A 15,365-nucleotide genomic window follows, 5' to 3' on the forward strand; every position below is an offset into this window, starting at 1 on the left:
GGCGTTAGAATAGCGCGGGGAGGGAGATGGTTGCAACCGCCTGCGCAGCAATACCTTCGCGGCGGCCAGCGAACCCCAGCCGCTCGGTCGTGGTGGCTTTAACGCTCACCCGGTCCAGCGGAATGGCAAGGATTTCACTGATCCTGGCGCGCATCGCGTCCCGGTGGGGGCCGATCTTGGGCGCCTCACAAATGATGGTGAGGTCGATATGATCGATGCGCCCCCTGCGCTCCGCGACCCGAACACTGGCATATTCCAGGAAGCGCGAAGATGCGGCCCCTTTCCATTGCGGATCGGACGGTGGAAAGTGGCTGCCAATGTCTCCTTCCGCCAATGCTCCGAGCAGTGCATCGACGATGGCATGGATTGCGACGTCAGCGTCGCTATGGCCTGCGAGCCCCCGGTCATGCTCGATCTGGACGCCGCCCAGCCAAAGCTCCTCACCAGCAGTAAGGCGGTGGACATCATAGCCCAAGCCGACGCGAGTCGTTCGCTGGCTGTCGAGCCATGTTTCGGCCCGGTTGAAATCCTGCGGGTAGGTCAATTTCTCCAGCCTTTCATCTCCGGTGACGAGAGTGACGTCATGGCCTCTCTGGCGAAGCATCTGCGCGTCGTCGGTTGCCTCGCGTGCGCTGTCCCACTCGCGGTGCGCGGCGAGAATGGCTTCGAAATGAAAGGCCTGTGGGGTTTGAACCCTGAAGAGGCCGGAGCGATCGACCACCTCGCCCACATGATCCTCAGTGCCGCGGATAAGGGTATCGGCGACCGGCAGAACAGGCACGGCTCCTGGCGCGGTATCAAGCGCGGCTAACAGACGATTGATCACATCCAAGGGCAGAAAGGGACGGGCGGCGTCATGGATGAGCACCCGTTCGGCTCCTCCGGCCGACGCAATTGCCTCCAACCCCGCTCGAACCGATCCGCGACGGCTGTCTGCGCCCTGGATCAGGGCAGCTCCCTGGCCTTCGTGGATTAGCGCGGTAACAGTCTCTTCCTGTCCTTCGCCGATGACGAGCATGATGGCATCGATCGCCGAATGAGCGCTTAGTGCATCGACGGCATGGGTAAGGACGGCTTTGCCGCCGATCTGGCGGAATTGCTTGGGCAGGTCTCCACCCGCGCGGCTGCCCTGGCCAGCGGCGACGACCAGCGCGACCACCCTGTAGTTACTACCTGTCATGTCGCGCCTGTAGCCGAGGGTGGTGCGCTCCGCCAGAGCCGCTTGCTTGCCGTGGGGCCGCTTTTCGGCTAAGGGCTGCCTGTTTTTTAGGCAAAGTTGGTGATGCGTACTCTTTCCCCCATTTCTGTCGGTCCCGTGACGATCGACATGCCCGTAATCCTGGCGCCGATGACTGGCGTTACGGACATGCCCTTCCGTACTTTGGTCCGCCGCTATGGCTCGGGCTTGAACGTAACCGAGATGATCGCGACCGCAGCGATGATCCGGGAGACGCGGCAATCGCTGCAGAAGGCTGCCTGGCATCCCGTGGAAGAGCCAGTATCGATGCAGCTCGCCGGTTGTTCCCCGGTGGAGATGGCGGAAGCGGCGAAGCTGAACGCCGATCGGGGCGCAGCGATCATCGACATCAATATGGGCTGTCCGGTCAAGAAGGTCGTGAATGGCGACGCAGGCAGCGCGCTGATGCGGGACCTGCCGCTCGCCGCCGCTCTGATCGAAGCAACGGTCAAGGCTGTGGATGTGCCTGTCACCGTGAAGATGCGGATGGGCTGGGACCATGGCAGCCTGAACGCACCTGAACTGGCGCGGATCGCGGAGGATCTCGGGGCGAAAATGATCACCGTTCACGGCCGGACCCGCTGCCAGATGTATAAGGGCAGCGCGGATTGGGCTTTCGTGCGGAGCGTCAAGGATGCCGTCTCTTTGCCCGTGATCGTCAATGGTGACATATGCTCCATCGAGGATGCTGAAACGGCGCTGGACCAGAGCGGAGCAGATGGTGTGATGATCGGGCGGGGCGCCTATGGGCGGCCGTGGCTGATCGGGCAGGTGATGCATTGGTTCAGGACGGGTCAGCGGCTAGACGATCCGTCACTGGAAGAGCAATATCGCCTGATCACAGAACATTATCGTGCGATGCTTGATCATTATGATGGCTTGACCGGCGTTAACATGGCGCGGAAGCATATTGGTTGGTACACGAAGGGCCTTCCGGGATCGGCGGAATTCCGCAACGCGGTGAATCAGGAACCGGAAGGGACAGTGGTGCTCGATATGCTAGCGCGCTTCTACGAACCGCTGATTGCACAGGAAGGGCCAATCGAGACGCGCAAGGCGGCATGACCATGCCAATGACGACCATCCCGCCGCCACGCATGCAGCAGGATGGGCCTTCGCTATCCGAACTGATGACCGCGTTACCGGTGGCGACCCTGGTGGTGGCGCCGGACAACAGCATCGCGGACGCCAATGTCCGGGCGGAAACATTGCTGAACATGGCTCGTTCGGCAATTGTCGGCAGCGACGTTTCGCGGACGATCCGCATGGCGGAAATGGGCGCGCGCTTTGATATCTGGCATAGCAACAAGCCCATCGCGGCTTATGATGTGAAGGTGCATGCGGGGCGGACCGCTGAGATGGAAGTGGACCTGATGATCGCGCCGATCATCGATCATGAAGGATGGCGCGTCGTATCCATCCATTCTCAGAGCCAGGCGCGGAAGATCGGCCATCGTGGAACGGCGGGCGGCGCGCGGTCAGCCATCGGCGCTGCCGCCATCTTGGCGCATGAAATAAAGAACCCGCTTTCGGGAATACGGGGCGCAGCGCAATTGCTGGAGTCGGGCAATGGCGGCCGGGACTCAGCCCTGACGCAGTTGATCTGTAATGAGGTGGACCGGATCGCCGCGCTGATTGATCGAATGCAGGATTTCACGACCGACCGCACGTTGGAATGTCACCCCGGCAACATCTATCCGCTTATCGATCGCGCCGCCAATATTGCCGCTGCGGGATTTGCAAAAAATATCAGGATCATAAAGCGGTATGATCCATCTCTGCCATTTGCGATCATCAATGACGACGCGTTGGTTCAGGTGATGATCAACCTGTTGAAGAACGCGGCGGAGGCGCTGGAACATAGCGAAAAGCCTCGAATCCGTGTCGAAACCGCCTTTCGTCACGGTGTGTCGGTCGTGGTCGGGGACGGTAAAGGCAGCGCGGTGCTGCCGATCGAGATATTGGTCATCGATAACGGTCCCGGCGTCCCGGAACATATTCTGGATCACCTCTTCAACCCGTTCATAACCGGCAAGCGGGATGGACAGGGACTTGGCTTGGCTCTCGTAGATAAGCTGGTCCGGGACATGAACGGCTTCGTCCAATATTCACGCGATCAGGAAGCGGGAGAGTCAACCTTCCGCATCCTCTTGCCCATGGGAATGCCTTGATGTCTGTCACCGGTTCGATCCTCGTTGTCGATGATGATCCGGCCATTTGCGTCGTGGTGGGTGAGGCGCTGCGGCGGCAGGGGCACAAGGTCAAGACTGCAGCTTCGATCCGCGAGCGCAGCGCATTGATCGACAGCTTTTCCCCCGATGTGCTGATCACCGACGTCATGCTGCCGGATGGCGATGGGCTGGACGGCGTCGCGGATATATTGGAGCGCAAGCCTGGCCTGAGCGTCATTGTCCTATCGGCGCAGAACACCTTGAACACGGCCATCCGGGCGACGGAGAAGGGGGCTTTTGAATATCTGCCAAAGCCCTTTGATCTCAATGAACTTGCGCGGGCGGTTGGCGACGCGCTGGGCACAGGTAAGGCCAAAGCAAGCGAGGAGGCGGAAGGCGCGCTGCCGCATGACGGCTTGCCGCTGGTCGGTCGCTCTCCTGCGATGCAGGAGGTCTATCGGACCATCGCACGCGTGCTGTCCAATGATCTTTCCATTCTGGTGCTGGGCGAGTCTGGGACCGGCAAGGAACTGGTTGCCGAGGCTATCCACAGTCTCGGTCAGCGCCGCACGAAGCCGTTCGTCGCGATCAACATGGCAGCGATTCCGCGCGAACTGATCGAAGCTGAATTGTTCGGATATGAAAAGGGCGCCTTCACAGGCGCGAATGTACGGACAGCGGGGAAGTTCGAGCAGGCGCAGGGCGGGACGCTCTTCCTCGACGAAATTGGCGACATGCCGATGGAGGCGCAAACGCGGTTGTTGCGCGTCTTGCAGTCGGGTGAGGTGACGACCGTTGGCGGATCGAAACCCGTACGCGTGAACGTCCGCATCATCGCCGCGACGAACAAGGATCTACCGCGGTTGATCGAGGAAAATCGGTTTCGGCAGGATCTTTACTACCGGCTCAATGTCGTGCCTATCTCGCTGCCAGCGCTGCGGGAACGGCGTGAAGACGTGATCCTGCTGGCTAAGCATTTCCTTGACCGTGCTGCGCAGGAAGGGCTCCCGCGCAAGGCGTTGTCTGATGACGCTGCACAGCTTTTGATGGCCTATCATTGGCCCGGCAATGTGCGTGAACTGCAAAATCTCATGCAGCGGCTGGCGGTGCTCAGCCGTGAAAATGTGATCGCTGCCGACGTACTGCGCAATAGCCTGCCGCTCGATATGATCCCTGCCGACTATGCGGCGCCAGCGGATCAATTGGGCCAGGCCGTGAGGGATTGGGCAAAACGGCAATTGGGCATCGGGCTGGGTCAGCCCAACCGGAACCTGCATGACGATCTGCTCGCGCTCGTAGAACCGATCCTGTTGCAGGAAACGCTGGCGAGCGTGGACGGTAATCAGATCCGCGCCGCGGGCCTTCTTGGGATTAATCGGAATACGCTTCGGAAAAAGCTGACCGACTATGGGTTGGATCCGCTCCAATTGCGGGTCGCGGACTGATCCTGGGACGAGCCGATGCAAGTGTCCGCCCAAGGGACAAATCCGTCAAATTACTGTGTTTGAACAAGCACGGGGTTGTTGTAAGAAAGCCACTATGCAAGGTGCAGTGACTCTCTCCACGCGAGGTCGGGCTTGGAAGAGATATTTTCCGCCCTTTCTTCGTCGTCACCTGGCTCCGCTGGTTGAGACGATCACGCTCCTCCTTTTTCTTGCGACCGCTGGCCTCACCTATTTCCTGCTCTCGGGTCAGGGGCAATCCTATACACTACTGACGCCGCCCATCGTCGCCTTGCTGCTGGTGGGCAATCTCGTTCCGGCAATCGCGTTGCTGGTTCTGCTGGGAAGACGGGTGGCGAAGCGCCGTGCAGCGCAGTCTGCGATCGGGAGCGACGGTCAGCTTCATGTCAGATTAGTCGCCATCTTCTCCATCGTCGCCAGCGTGCCGATGCTTCTTGTGGTGATCTTCGCATCATTACTGTTCCAATATGGCGTGCAGTTCTGGTTTTCCGACAGCGCCCGCGGAATGTTGCAGAATGCGAGCGACTTGGCCCGCGGCTATTATGAGCAGAATTTGCGGGAGGTGGGCGACGAGACCGTCACCATGGCCAGCGATCTGCGCGACTATCTAACGCAGTCGAAGGTTTCGAGCCCCCGCTTCGCAGAAGGCTATATCTACCAAGTCGTGACGCGAAAGCTGAACCGGTCGGCGATTATCGAGGTAGGGAAGGACGGTGTCGCGCGCACCGCCGCTACGGTCGATCCGGACAGCAGGCCGGCTTCTGAAATGCTGTCGGCAGAGGTCGTGAAAAGATTGGAATCAGGCGAGAATGTGGTCGTCGCTGCGAAGCCGAACCAGATCGAGGCTGTGACGCTGCTCTATCCGGGCGCGAAAATCTATCTCTATGCAACACGCGATTCCGGTTCCACGGCGTTCAGCAATGTGGAGCGCGCGCAGAAGGTGCTGTCCGACTACGATATTTTCGCGGCCCAGTCCCGCGCGTTACAGCTGCGTTTCAACATGGCGTTGTTCGTGGGATCGCTGCTGCTTGTTGGGATAGCGGTCTATATCGCGCTCACTGTCGCGGACTGGATGGTCCGCCCTGTGAACGAGCTGGTGACGGCGGCGCGGCGTATCACGGCCGGGGACTTGTCAGCGCGTGTCACCAATCCCCAGGCGCGCGACGAAATCGGTACCTTGGCCTCGGCCTTCAATCGGATGACCCAGCGGCTGGAGGCCCAGACCGGCGCCCTCGTCGCCGCCAATAGCCAGTTGGACGAGCGGCGTGCCTTTATCGAAGCCATCCTTTCAGGCGTGTCGGCCGGGGTGCTGTCGGTCGATCGGGACGGGATCATCCTGCTGCTGAACAGCTCAGCGGCGGCTATTCTCGTGAAGGATGGGGACGATCCGGTGGGTCGGCCGCTGACGTCGGTATCGCCTGAACTCGCCGCGCTCATCGCTTCGGAGGAGGGGGCGGGCATTGTCCAGACGCGCGCTCACGGCGAAGTGCGGACGCTGGCGGTCAAGGTCTCGGAAGATGCGTCGCGGCACATCCTGACCTTCGACGATATCACGCAACAGCTATCGGACCAGCGCCGCGCCGCATGGTCTGATGTGGCGCGCCGCATCGCTCATGAGATCAAGAATCCGCTGACGCCCATTCAACTCGCTGCCGAGCGGCTGCAGCGCCGCTATGCAGACGAGGTTACGAGTGACAAGGCGACCTTTACCCGCCTGACCGGCACGATCGTCCGCCAAGTCGGCGACTTGCGGCGCATCGTCGATGAATTCTCGTCCTTCGCTCGCATGCCCAAGCCGGTTTTCCGGCGCGAGGCAGTCGCGGACATCGCTCGTCATGCGCTGTTCCTGCACGAGGTTGCGCATCCCGATGTGCGGTTTGAATTTCACAGCGCTTCACCCAATATGGAGCTAGTCTGCGACCGGCGGCAGCTGGGTCAGGCGCTGACCAACATTGTCAAAAATGCGGTGGAGGCGATCGAGCCCAAGCGCGAACCCCCTGAAGGCGAAGTGCGCGGGCATGTTCGGATGACGCTCGGGCAGGATGATGGACATCTGCTGATCGAAGTCAGTGACGACGGCATCGGCCTTCCGCCGGAGCGGGAGCGGGTGCTGGAGCCCTATATGACCACGCGCACCAAAGGCACGGGTCTCGGCCTCGCGATCGTCAAGAAGATCGTGGAGGAACATATGGGCGAAATTCGCCTTAGCGATGTGGATGGCGGGGGCACATGCGTGACGTTGCGCTTCCCGTCAGCTGCATTGGAGAAATTGGAAGAGGGGCAGGTTGTAGCCCTGCCTAAAGGAAAAGTGACGGCCAATGGCGCTTGATATTCTGGTAGTCGATGATGAAGAGGACATTCGCGACCTGGTCGCGGGTGTGCTTGAGGATGAAGGCTTTTCCGCCCGCACCGCCGCCAATAGCGACAGCGCGATCGAAGCGCTGGATGCGCGGCGGCCTTCCCTCGTTTTGCTCGACGTATGGTTGCAGGGATCAAAGCTTGATGGGCTGGAACTGCTCGACGAGATCAAGCGCCGCGACCCTACCATTCCTGTGCTGATGATTTCAGGGCACGGCAATATTGACACGGCGGTCGCGGCAATCCGCAAGGGCGCGGCGGACTTCATCGAAAAGCCGTTCGAAGCCGATCGACTGCTGCATCTGGTTTCGCGGGCGACCGAGACCGAAAGGTTGCGTCGTGAAAATCAGGTATTGCGCGCCCGCTTCGGCCAGGATGACGAACTAACCGGCACATCGGCCGCGATCAACGCTGTGCGCGCAACGATCAAGAAGGTAGCGGGCACCGGAAGCCGGGTGCTGATCTCAGGCCCTGCGGGTGTCGGCAAAGAGGTGGCGGCACGGATGCTCCATAGCTGGAGCGGCAGGGCCGATGCGCCCTTCATCATCGTCGCTGCGGCGCGAATGGACCCTGACCGTGTCGAAGAGGAACTGTTCGGCGTCGAGGATCCAAGTGGACTGGTGCGCCCTGGCTATCTGGAGCAGGCCCATGGCGGAACGCTCTATCTGGACGAGATCGCTGACATGCCGCTCACGACCCAGGGCAAGATATTGCGGGTGCTGACGGACCAAAGTTTCACGCGGGTCGGAGGGCAACGGCAGGTAAAGGTGGATGTGCGCGTGATTTCGTCCACTGCCCGCGATCTGGGCGTGGAAATCGAAGAGCGACGGTTCCGCGAGGACCTCTTTTATCGCCTCAACGTCGTGCCGCTTGTCATTCCCCCACTATCGGATCGGCGGGATGACATTCCGCCACTGGTGGAACATTATCTCGCGCGCTTTGCAGCCGATCGCCGCGTGCCATCGCCGGAGATCGCAAGTGACGCCATGGCTGCGCTCCAGGCGAATGAATGGCCAGGAAATGTTCGCCAACTGCGCAACGTCATCGAACGCACGATGATCCTTGCGCCAGGCGAGCGGATCGGTCGGATCGAACTGGACATGCTGCCCAACGAGTTGACCAGCAATGGTGCGGGCGAAGGTATGGGCCAGTCTGCGATCATGGGAGCACCGCTCCGGGAAGCTCGGGAGAGTTTCGAGCGCGAATATCTGCGCATCCAGATTCGGCGATTTTCAGGCAATATCTCCCGCACCGCGACCTTCATCGGCATGGAGCGTTCGGCGCTGCATCGCAAGCTGAAGCTGCTAGGGATCACGGACGGCAAAGACAATTGACGAAATACCGTGAACTGTCACGCATCTGGGGCATGGACGGCTCTTCGCAATTGCGGTAGTTTCCGAGTTGCTTCCGGCAGGCGGAAGCAGGCAAGACACCCTGCCCAGGGGTGCGAGAGCGGGTAACGTCCCGCCAATAAGGTGAAGACCGTGGCAGAAAAACTCAACAATCTTCAGGACATCTTCCTGAACAACCTGCGCAAGAGCAAAACTCCCGTGACCATGTTCTTGGTCAAGGGTGTGAAGCTGCAAGGCATCATCACCTGGTTCGACAACTTCTCCGTCCTGTTGCGGCGCGATGGCCAATCGCAGCTGGTTTACAAGCATGCGATCTCGACGGTCATGCCTGCGCAGTCGATGGACCTTACCGACCTGCGCAAGGCGAGCGATGGCAATGCGAAGCCCAGGCTACTGCAGGAAATCTTCCTCAGTGCAGTGCGCAAGTCAGGTAGCCCCGTGACCATGTTCCTCGTCAATGGCGTGATGCTGCAGGGGGAGATCGCTGCTTTCGATCTGTTCTGCATGCTGCTGGAACGCGACGGGATGGTTCAGCTGGTTTACAAGCACGCCATTTCCACGGTTCAGCCTCTCCACGCGCTCGACCTGAGCGGTGAAGGTGAGGGTGAGGATTGATCAATCTATGTTCGTCCGGCCCGTCTTCTGATGAAGCGGGCCGGCGCCTGATGCGTTAGGCGATCATGGCGGTCTTCAATCGTGATTCTTCCGATGAAGTGTCGCGCGGCGCGCGCGCTGTCGTCGTGCGTGCTGAGACTCACGGAGCCGAGCGGCGTGACAGTGATGCGCGGCTCGAAGAGGCGAAGGGTCTTGCGCTGGCGATCGGCATCGATGTGCGCGCCGCCCAGGCGTTTCGGGTGCGTGATCGCAAGCCGGCGACGCTGTTCGGCAGCGGCCAGGTCGATCAGATTGCGACCTTGGCGCGGATGGAAGAGGCCGAACTGGTCATTGTCGACAACGCGCTCAGCCCGGTTCAACAGAGCAATCTGGAGAAGGCCACCGAGGTCAAGGTGATCGACCGCACCGGCTTGATCCTGGAAATCTTCGGCGAGCGGGCGGCAACCAATGAAGGCCGGCTTCAGGTCGAACTCGCTCATCTTGATTATCAGGCGGGGCGGCTGGTGCGTAGCTGGACCCACCTAGAAAGGCAGCGGGGCGGTTTCGGCTTCCTCGGCGGCCCCGGTGAAACGCAGATTGAAGCGGACCGACGTATGATCCGCGATCGCATGGCGAAAATCCGTCGGGAACTGGATCAAGTCACGCGCACGCGCAGCCTGCATCGCGCGCGCAGGCAACGTGCGCCATGGCCGGTGATCGCGCTGGTCGGCTATACCAACGCCGGAAAATCCACTCTCTTCAACCGGATGACCGGCGCGCATGTGATGGCGGAGGATCTGCTCTTCGCGACTCTTGATCCGACTATGCGCCAGATTGCACTTCCGGGTTTGGACAAAGCCATCCTGTCGGACACGGTTGGATTTGTCTCCGACCTTCCGACCCAGCTTATCGCCGCATTTCGCGCGACACTTGAAGAGGTGCTGTCCGCCGACCTCATCATCCATGTCCGCGACATTGCGCATCCCGACAGCGATGCTCAGCGGGACGACGTGATGGACGTTCTGAGCGAGCTTGGTGTGGCGGGGGAAGGCGCGCTGGAAGGGGGCGAGGAGGGGGACGACCCGCCGCCGATCATCGAAGCATGGAACAAACTGGATCTGCTGGATGAGGATGCGGCCGAGCAAGTGCGAGAAATGGCGGTGCGGCGGGACGACGTCGTGATCCTGTCGGCACTCACCGGGGAAGGGGTAGATGATCTGCAACGCACGATCAGCGGCCGCCTGACGGCGGGTGCGCAGGTGCATCAACTGCGGGTGCCGCTAGCTGATGGCGCTGCGCTGGCATGGCTGCATGAGCATGGCGAAGTCGTCCGTACCAAGGCTGCTGATGGTGAGATGATCGTCCATGTGCGGCTTTCCGAGTCCGCGCTTGCGCGCTTTCGGAAGCGCGCCGCCAACTGACTACCGACTATCTTTGGCAAGTTGACGCTTGGCTTTCTGCCAAAGCTCCTCCTTGCCATCTAGGGTCAGAGCAGTGAACTCTTCACCTGCAATCTCTTCCATCGCCCTGAACCTGGTTTCGAACTTTGCGTTGGCTGATCGCAGTGCGGTTTCGGCATCAACCTTGAGGTGTCGGGCGAGATTGACGACGGCGAACAGCAAGTCTCCTATTTCTTCCTGATGCTCGTCAGGCGAGGCGGCGTCGTGGACCTCTTGCAGTTCTTCCTCAATCTTGGCGAGGACGCCTTGCGTGTCGGGCCAATCGAAGCCGGTTCTGGCGGCACGCTTCTGGAGCTTTTCGGCGCGTAGCAATGCAGGCAGCGCAGAGGCGACTCCCGCAAGGGCACTGCTGTCGGGGTCGCGATCGGCTCGTTCGGCAGCCTTGATGGCTTCCCACTGGGCGTGGCCATGTTCCCGCGGGATGCCGTCGCCAAAAATGTGCGGGTGGCGGCGGATCATCTTTTCTGTGACGCCATCGATTACGTCCTGCAGCGTGAAGTGGCCTGCCTGCTCAGCCATTCGGCTGTGGAATGCGACCTGTAGCAGGAGATCGCCCAATTCGTCGCGGAGGGCGGGCATGTCGTTGCGCTCGATGGCGTCGGCGACTTCATAGGCTTCTTCGATGGTGTAAGGCGCAATGCTGGCGAAGTCCTGCTGGATATCCCAAGGGCAGCCGGTTTCGGGATCGCGCAGCCTGGCCATGACATTGGCGAGCGGCATGATGTCAGCGGGGCTTGCCTCTTCGTGGGCGGTCATGGGAGTCCTGAACTAATGAATGAATTGGCGAGAAGATAGAAGTTGAGGGGGGAGATGGCCATAGCCTGAGATAGGTGTTCCTGCCGGTTAGAGAAGTCACTATCTGTCCCCGATAGAAATGACACCTCTGAGGACAGCAGGGGCTGCGTTGAGCCCTCGGGATAGCGCAGCGCAGACCCTGCTGGAAGCGTGACGTCGAGCGGAGGGGCATGGACCCGCTGCGCAGGCAGCGGGCTCGGTCAGAGCCAGTCAAACAGTCTCAGCGGGCCTTCACAAACTCGAGCGTGCCGCGTGCCCGCAACTCGGCCTGGCTGAGCCGGGGACCGCGCTTGAGCTTGGGACCGCCCAACCGGCGTCCATCGATCTTTACGGGCGCCGGCGCCTCCGGCTCGGGGAACAGATGCGCGGCCTGGTCTTTGCGGGCAGGGGCATAGTTGTTCCGCTGCCGGTGATGCGGCGTGATCGCTTGGATCTGCTTTGCCAGGACCAGTGCCGCGTCCAGATGTTTGTTGTCGACAATGGCCGGTTGATTGATCCGGGGCATCTTGTCGAAGAGGCTGTAGGGAAGGGAGCGCCCATCGTGGCGTATCTCGACCGTGCCATCAGGGTATTCACAAACATCTACGCGCTTGCGCGCCAGTGCCTTGCTGATCGGATTCGGCTCCAGGAGGAACAGCACCTTGTTATAGTGTAATGTCAGCGCCGCTGTAACCGTCCGTTGTTCGCACCAGACCATGACGGAATGCAAATCATCCCGCGGTGCCAATGGGCGGTGCAGATCACGACTGCTTGCTGCCGGGCGAGCAAAGCGCGCATTGTGCCCAACCATGTAGCTCGGCAGAAAGACGTTCGCTTCTGCGATCGACGAGATACCTTCCAGGCGCATCGCTTTGACCAATCGATCTTGCAACGTGCCGTTCGCCCGCTCGACCCGGCCCTTGGCCTGCGGCGAGTTGGCGCAGATAATCTCGATGTTCAGCGCATCGAGCGCGCGCCCGAAATGCGTCATGCCATCGCCCTTGGCGGTCGCCTTGGCGTTGCGAAAAACCGTGTGCTTGTCGGAATAAAAGGCCACCGGCTTGCCGTGCTGATCGATATATTCGCGCGTCGCTTCCATGTAGGAAAAGGTGCTTTCGCTCTCGACCATCTTGAGATGCATCAGTTCGCTGGTCGCGTCGTCAATGTAGACAAGCAGCGTGCAACGCGGACCGCGATCCTCGAACCATTCGTGATCAGAACCGTCGATCTGAATCAACTCGCCACGGCACTCCCGCCGATGGCGGGGCTGATAGGGGCGAGAACGACGCGCGGCGCGATCCAGCCAGATACCCGCCTCGATCATCATCTGCCGCAGCGTCTCGCAGCCCACCGCAATGTCGTGACGCTCCGCCAGATATTCTCGGGCCAGGGTCGGCCCGAAATCCGCATAATGCTCGCGGACCAGCGATAGGATCTGTTCGCGAAAGGCATCGCTGTGACGCCGGTTGCTCGTCCGACCACGCTTGCGCGACACCAGGCCTGAAGCGCCTTCGGCGCGCAGACGCTCAAGCAACCGGAAAATCTGCCTGCGCTTCAATCCCAGCAGCGTTGCCGCATCCTCAACCCGAAGCGCGCCGCGCTCCACGCGCATCAATGTGTCAAATCGCGAAATCTCGCCATGGCTCATCGCCACCACCGTCATAAGCGCGTCCTCCCGAACTGCCAGGAGGACCATGCCACCGAGCTCTGCTAAGGACGCCTCAGAGTGTCATTTCTATTCAGCAGAGGGGTGTCATTTCTATCCGGCGCTTACAATAGGTTTGGTCGATAATATATATTATGTTAAATCTGTGCATGGGCGATGGAGGGAATTGCGCCCCGATGATCGATGGCTCGGCGGGTTGAGCGCTTTGACCCGGGTGATGGTTTTGACCCGGCCGATGGTTTTGAAGGTCGAGGGTTCTGAAGGTCTGTTGGTTTGATGTGGCGCTTGTTGGATGGTCAATTGTTCGCCGGGCTGTTTTGATCGCTTGTCCAGCTGCCACGTTCTGCCTGACGGTCAACCATCCTCAGTCTTCGCGTATCTGGCTGTGGCGCTGGGTGTCGCGCATGCGGATGTAGATGATCAGCGAGATCGCGATCATCACCGTCACATAGATGTAGAAAGCCTGCTCGATGCCAGCCTGCTTGAAATAGAGCGCCACGAACTCCGCGGTGCCGCCGAATAGCGTGTTCGCCAGCGCATATGGTAGCGCGACGCCCAGCGCGCGAATGTGCGCCGGAAAGAGTTCCGCCTTTACCACAGCGTTGATCGATGTGTAGCCGGTGACAATGATGAGGCCCGCCATCACAAGCAGACCCGCGACCAGCGGATCGCGCGTGACGGCCAGCGTGGCGAAGATCGGGTAGGTGAAAAGCACGCCCAGGACGCCGAAGCCGATCATAAGCGGTTTGCGCCCAATCCGGTCAGACAATGCTCCAGCAACCGGTTGTAACATCATAAAAAATAACAATGTTATGCCATTGATCTGCGATGCAGCTTCGCGGCTGAGCCCGGCGGTATTGACCAGAAATTTCTGCATGTAGATGGAATAGGCATAGAAAGCGATCGTACCGCCTGCCGTGAGCAGCATCACCGTCAGCGTTTCGCGCGGATGCTTCGTCACCAGTTCGACGAGGCCCGAACGCGGCGCGGCCTCCGCCTTGGCGACATGAAAGCTTTGTGTTTCACTGAGGCCCCGGCGCAGCCAGAAGACGATGACCGCCAAACCGCCGCCAATCAAAAAGGGTATGCGCCAACCCCAGGCGTCGAGTTGCTGATCGGTCAGCACGCCTTGAAGGATTAGCAGCACGCAAATTGCCACAAGTTGACCGGCTATCAAGGTAACATATTGGAAACTGGAATAATATCCCCGCCTGTCGCGGCCAGCCATCTCAGACAGGTAAGTCGCGCTGGCGCCATATTCGCCACCGATCGAAAGCCCTTGAATAAGCCTGGCGACGACCAAGAGCAGCGGCGCGCCAACACCGATCACCTCATAACCTGGTGTCACCGCAATGATGAGCGACCCGGCGCACATAAGCGCGACCGACAGGGTCAGCCCGCTCTTGCGCCCATGCCGATCTGCATAGACCCCCATAGCCCAGGCGCCGATCGGTCGCATCAGGAAGCCGACCGCGAAGATACCGGCGGCGCTCAGCAGTTGCGCGGTGCGATCCCCGCTCGGGAAGAAATGCGGGGCGAAATAGAGGGTGAAGGCCGCATAGGCGTACCAGTCATACCATTCGACCAGATTGCCGGTGGAACCACCGATGATCGCCTTTAGCCGCTCGCGCTGTGTGGGCGGGCGATGCGGGAGCGGGGCCGTCATGGCGTCAGCACCATCTCGCCATCCTGCACGCCCCAGCTTTTCAGCCGCGAAAGCAGGTTCATGCCGATGACGTTCACGTCTCCGAAGGCTGGTGAAATGACGATCGGCAAATCGCTGGACCGGATCGGGCCGATGGCAAGGGTGGAAATGGAAGAACGCTTGGCGTCGATCTTGCCATTGGCCGTGAGCATCGACACGCCCGGCGCGGCAAGGTCGAAGTTCAACCCGGCGGCTCGCGCCGAATCGACGGACAGAGCGGTGATGCTGGCGCCGCTATCGATGAGAAAGCGTGTCGGCGTGCCGTTGACGCTCCCTTCCACCCAATAATGACCGTCCGGCGAAATTGGGATACGCAACGCCTGTCCTTCGGCGCGTGTGGGGGGCAGGGGCGTCTCCGGGGCTGAGGAGGCCTGGTCCCCTACCCCTTCCATCCTGCTGGAAAAGAGGCCGGCTTGCTCACCCATTTTGAAGAGGCCGAGGAGGATGGCGAAGATCACCACCCACAACAGCGCCATGCGAACCATCCCGCCAAGCGGAGCGCGCCGCGCAAGAAGAGCCGATCCGACGAGTACGAGCGCCAGGACATACCAGAGGCTGGACATCGCCTGGTCGCCATTCATGCCG

General features: G+C 60.5%; 12 protein-coding genes. 7 read left to right on the top strand and 5 right to left on the bottom strand.

Features of this window, described 5'->3' with window-relative positions:
• Positions 1-4 precede the first annotated feature (4 nt).
• Complete coding sequence (locus tag ACZ5Y5_RS04280) at positions 5-1,180, bottom strand: bifunctional 2-C-methyl-D-erythritol 4-phosphate cytidylyltransferase/2-C-methyl-D-erythritol 2,4-cyclodiphosphate synthase (protein WP_464809950.1); 1,176 nt, start codon at positions 1,178-1,180, stop codon at positions 5-7.
• A gap of 102 nt (positions 1,181-1,282) precedes the next feature.
• Here ACZ5Y5_RS04280 and dusB point away from each other — a divergent pair, with 102 nt between their 5' ends.
• The 7 genes from dusB (at position 1,283) to hflX (ending at position 10,596) form a co-directional block, all read left to right on the top strand.
• Positions 1,283-2,302, top strand: a complete 1,020-nt coding sequence (gene dusB, locus ACZ5Y5_RS04285; RefSeq protein WP_464809951.1) for a tRNA dihydrouridine synthase DusB — start codon at positions 1,283-1,285, stop codon at positions 2,300-2,302.
• Positions 2,299-3,408, top strand: coding sequence for a two-component system sensor histidine kinase NtrB (locus ACZ5Y5_RS04290; RefSeq protein ID WP_464809952.1), 1,110 nt, complete (start codon positions 2,299-2,301; stop codon positions 3,406-3,408). The genes dusB and ACZ5Y5_RS04290 overlap by 4 nt, the downstream gene beginning before the upstream one ends.
• Positions 3,408-4,853, top strand: coding sequence for a nitrogen regulation protein NR(I) (gene ntrC, locus ACZ5Y5_RS04295; RefSeq protein ID WP_464809953.1), 1,446 nt, complete (start codon positions 3,408-3,410; stop codon positions 4,851-4,853). Before ACZ5Y5_RS04290 ends, ntrC begins: the two co-directional genes overlap by 1 nt.
• 94 nt (positions 4,854-4,947) lie before the next feature.
• Complete coding sequence (locus ACZ5Y5_RS04300) at positions 4,948-7,200, top strand: sensor histidine kinase (RefSeq protein WP_464809954.1); 2,253 nt, start codon at positions 4,948-4,950, stop codon at positions 7,198-7,200.
• Positions 7,190-8,563, top strand: coding sequence for a nitrogen assimilation response regulator NtrX (ntrX, locus tag ACZ5Y5_RS04305; RefSeq protein ID WP_464809955.1), 1,374 nt, complete (start codon positions 7,190-7,192; stop codon positions 8,561-8,563). The genes ACZ5Y5_RS04300 and ntrX overlap by 11 nt, the downstream gene beginning before the upstream one ends.
• A gap of 141 nt (positions 8,564-8,704) precedes the next feature.
• A complete protein-coding gene (hfq, locus tag ACZ5Y5_RS04310; protein ID WP_464809956.1) occupies positions 8,705-9,196 on the top strand; it encodes an RNA chaperone Hfq in 492 nt (163 codons plus the stop codon).
• Positions 9,197-9,261: 65 nt separating this feature from the next.
• Entirely contained in the window at positions 9,262-10,596 is a 1,335-nt protein-coding gene (gene hflX, locus ACZ5Y5_RS04315) for a GTPase HflX (protein WP_464809957.1), read from the top strand.
• Here the strand turns inward: hflX and mazG are convergent, their stop codons facing one another.
• From mazG to ACZ5Y5_RS04335, 4 genes are all read right to left on the bottom strand, one after another.
• Positions 10,597-11,391 carry a nucleoside triphosphate pyrophosphohydrolase gene (gene mazG, locus ACZ5Y5_RS04320; protein ID WP_464809958.1) on the bottom strand — a complete coding sequence of 265 codons (795 nt, stop codon included), beginning with the start codon at positions 11,389-11,391 and terminating at the stop codon, positions 10,597-10,599.
• A gap of 259 nt (positions 11,392-11,650) precedes the next feature.
• Positions 11,651-13,072 carry an ISNCY family transposase gene (locus ACZ5Y5_RS04325; protein ID WP_464810466.1) on the bottom strand — a complete coding sequence of 474 codons (1,422 nt, stop codon included), beginning with the start codon at positions 13,070-13,072 and terminating at the stop codon, positions 11,651-11,653.
• Positions 13,073-13,439: 367 nt separating this feature from the next.
• On the bottom strand, positions 13,440-14,741 hold the full coding sequence (locus tag ACZ5Y5_RS04330; RefSeq protein ID WP_464809959.1) for an MFS transporter: 1,302 nt from the start codon (positions 14,739-14,741) through the stop codon (positions 13,440-13,442).
• Complete coding sequence (locus ACZ5Y5_RS04335; protein ID WP_464809960.1) at positions 14,738-15,361, bottom strand: retropepsin-like aspartic protease family protein; 624 nt, start codon at positions 15,359-15,361, stop codon at positions 14,738-14,740. The genes ACZ5Y5_RS04330 and ACZ5Y5_RS04335 overlap by 4 nt, the downstream gene beginning before the upstream one ends.
• Positions 15,362-15,365: the final 4 nt, after the last annotated feature.

Source organism: Sphingobium sp. TomTYG65, from assembly GCF_055395525.1.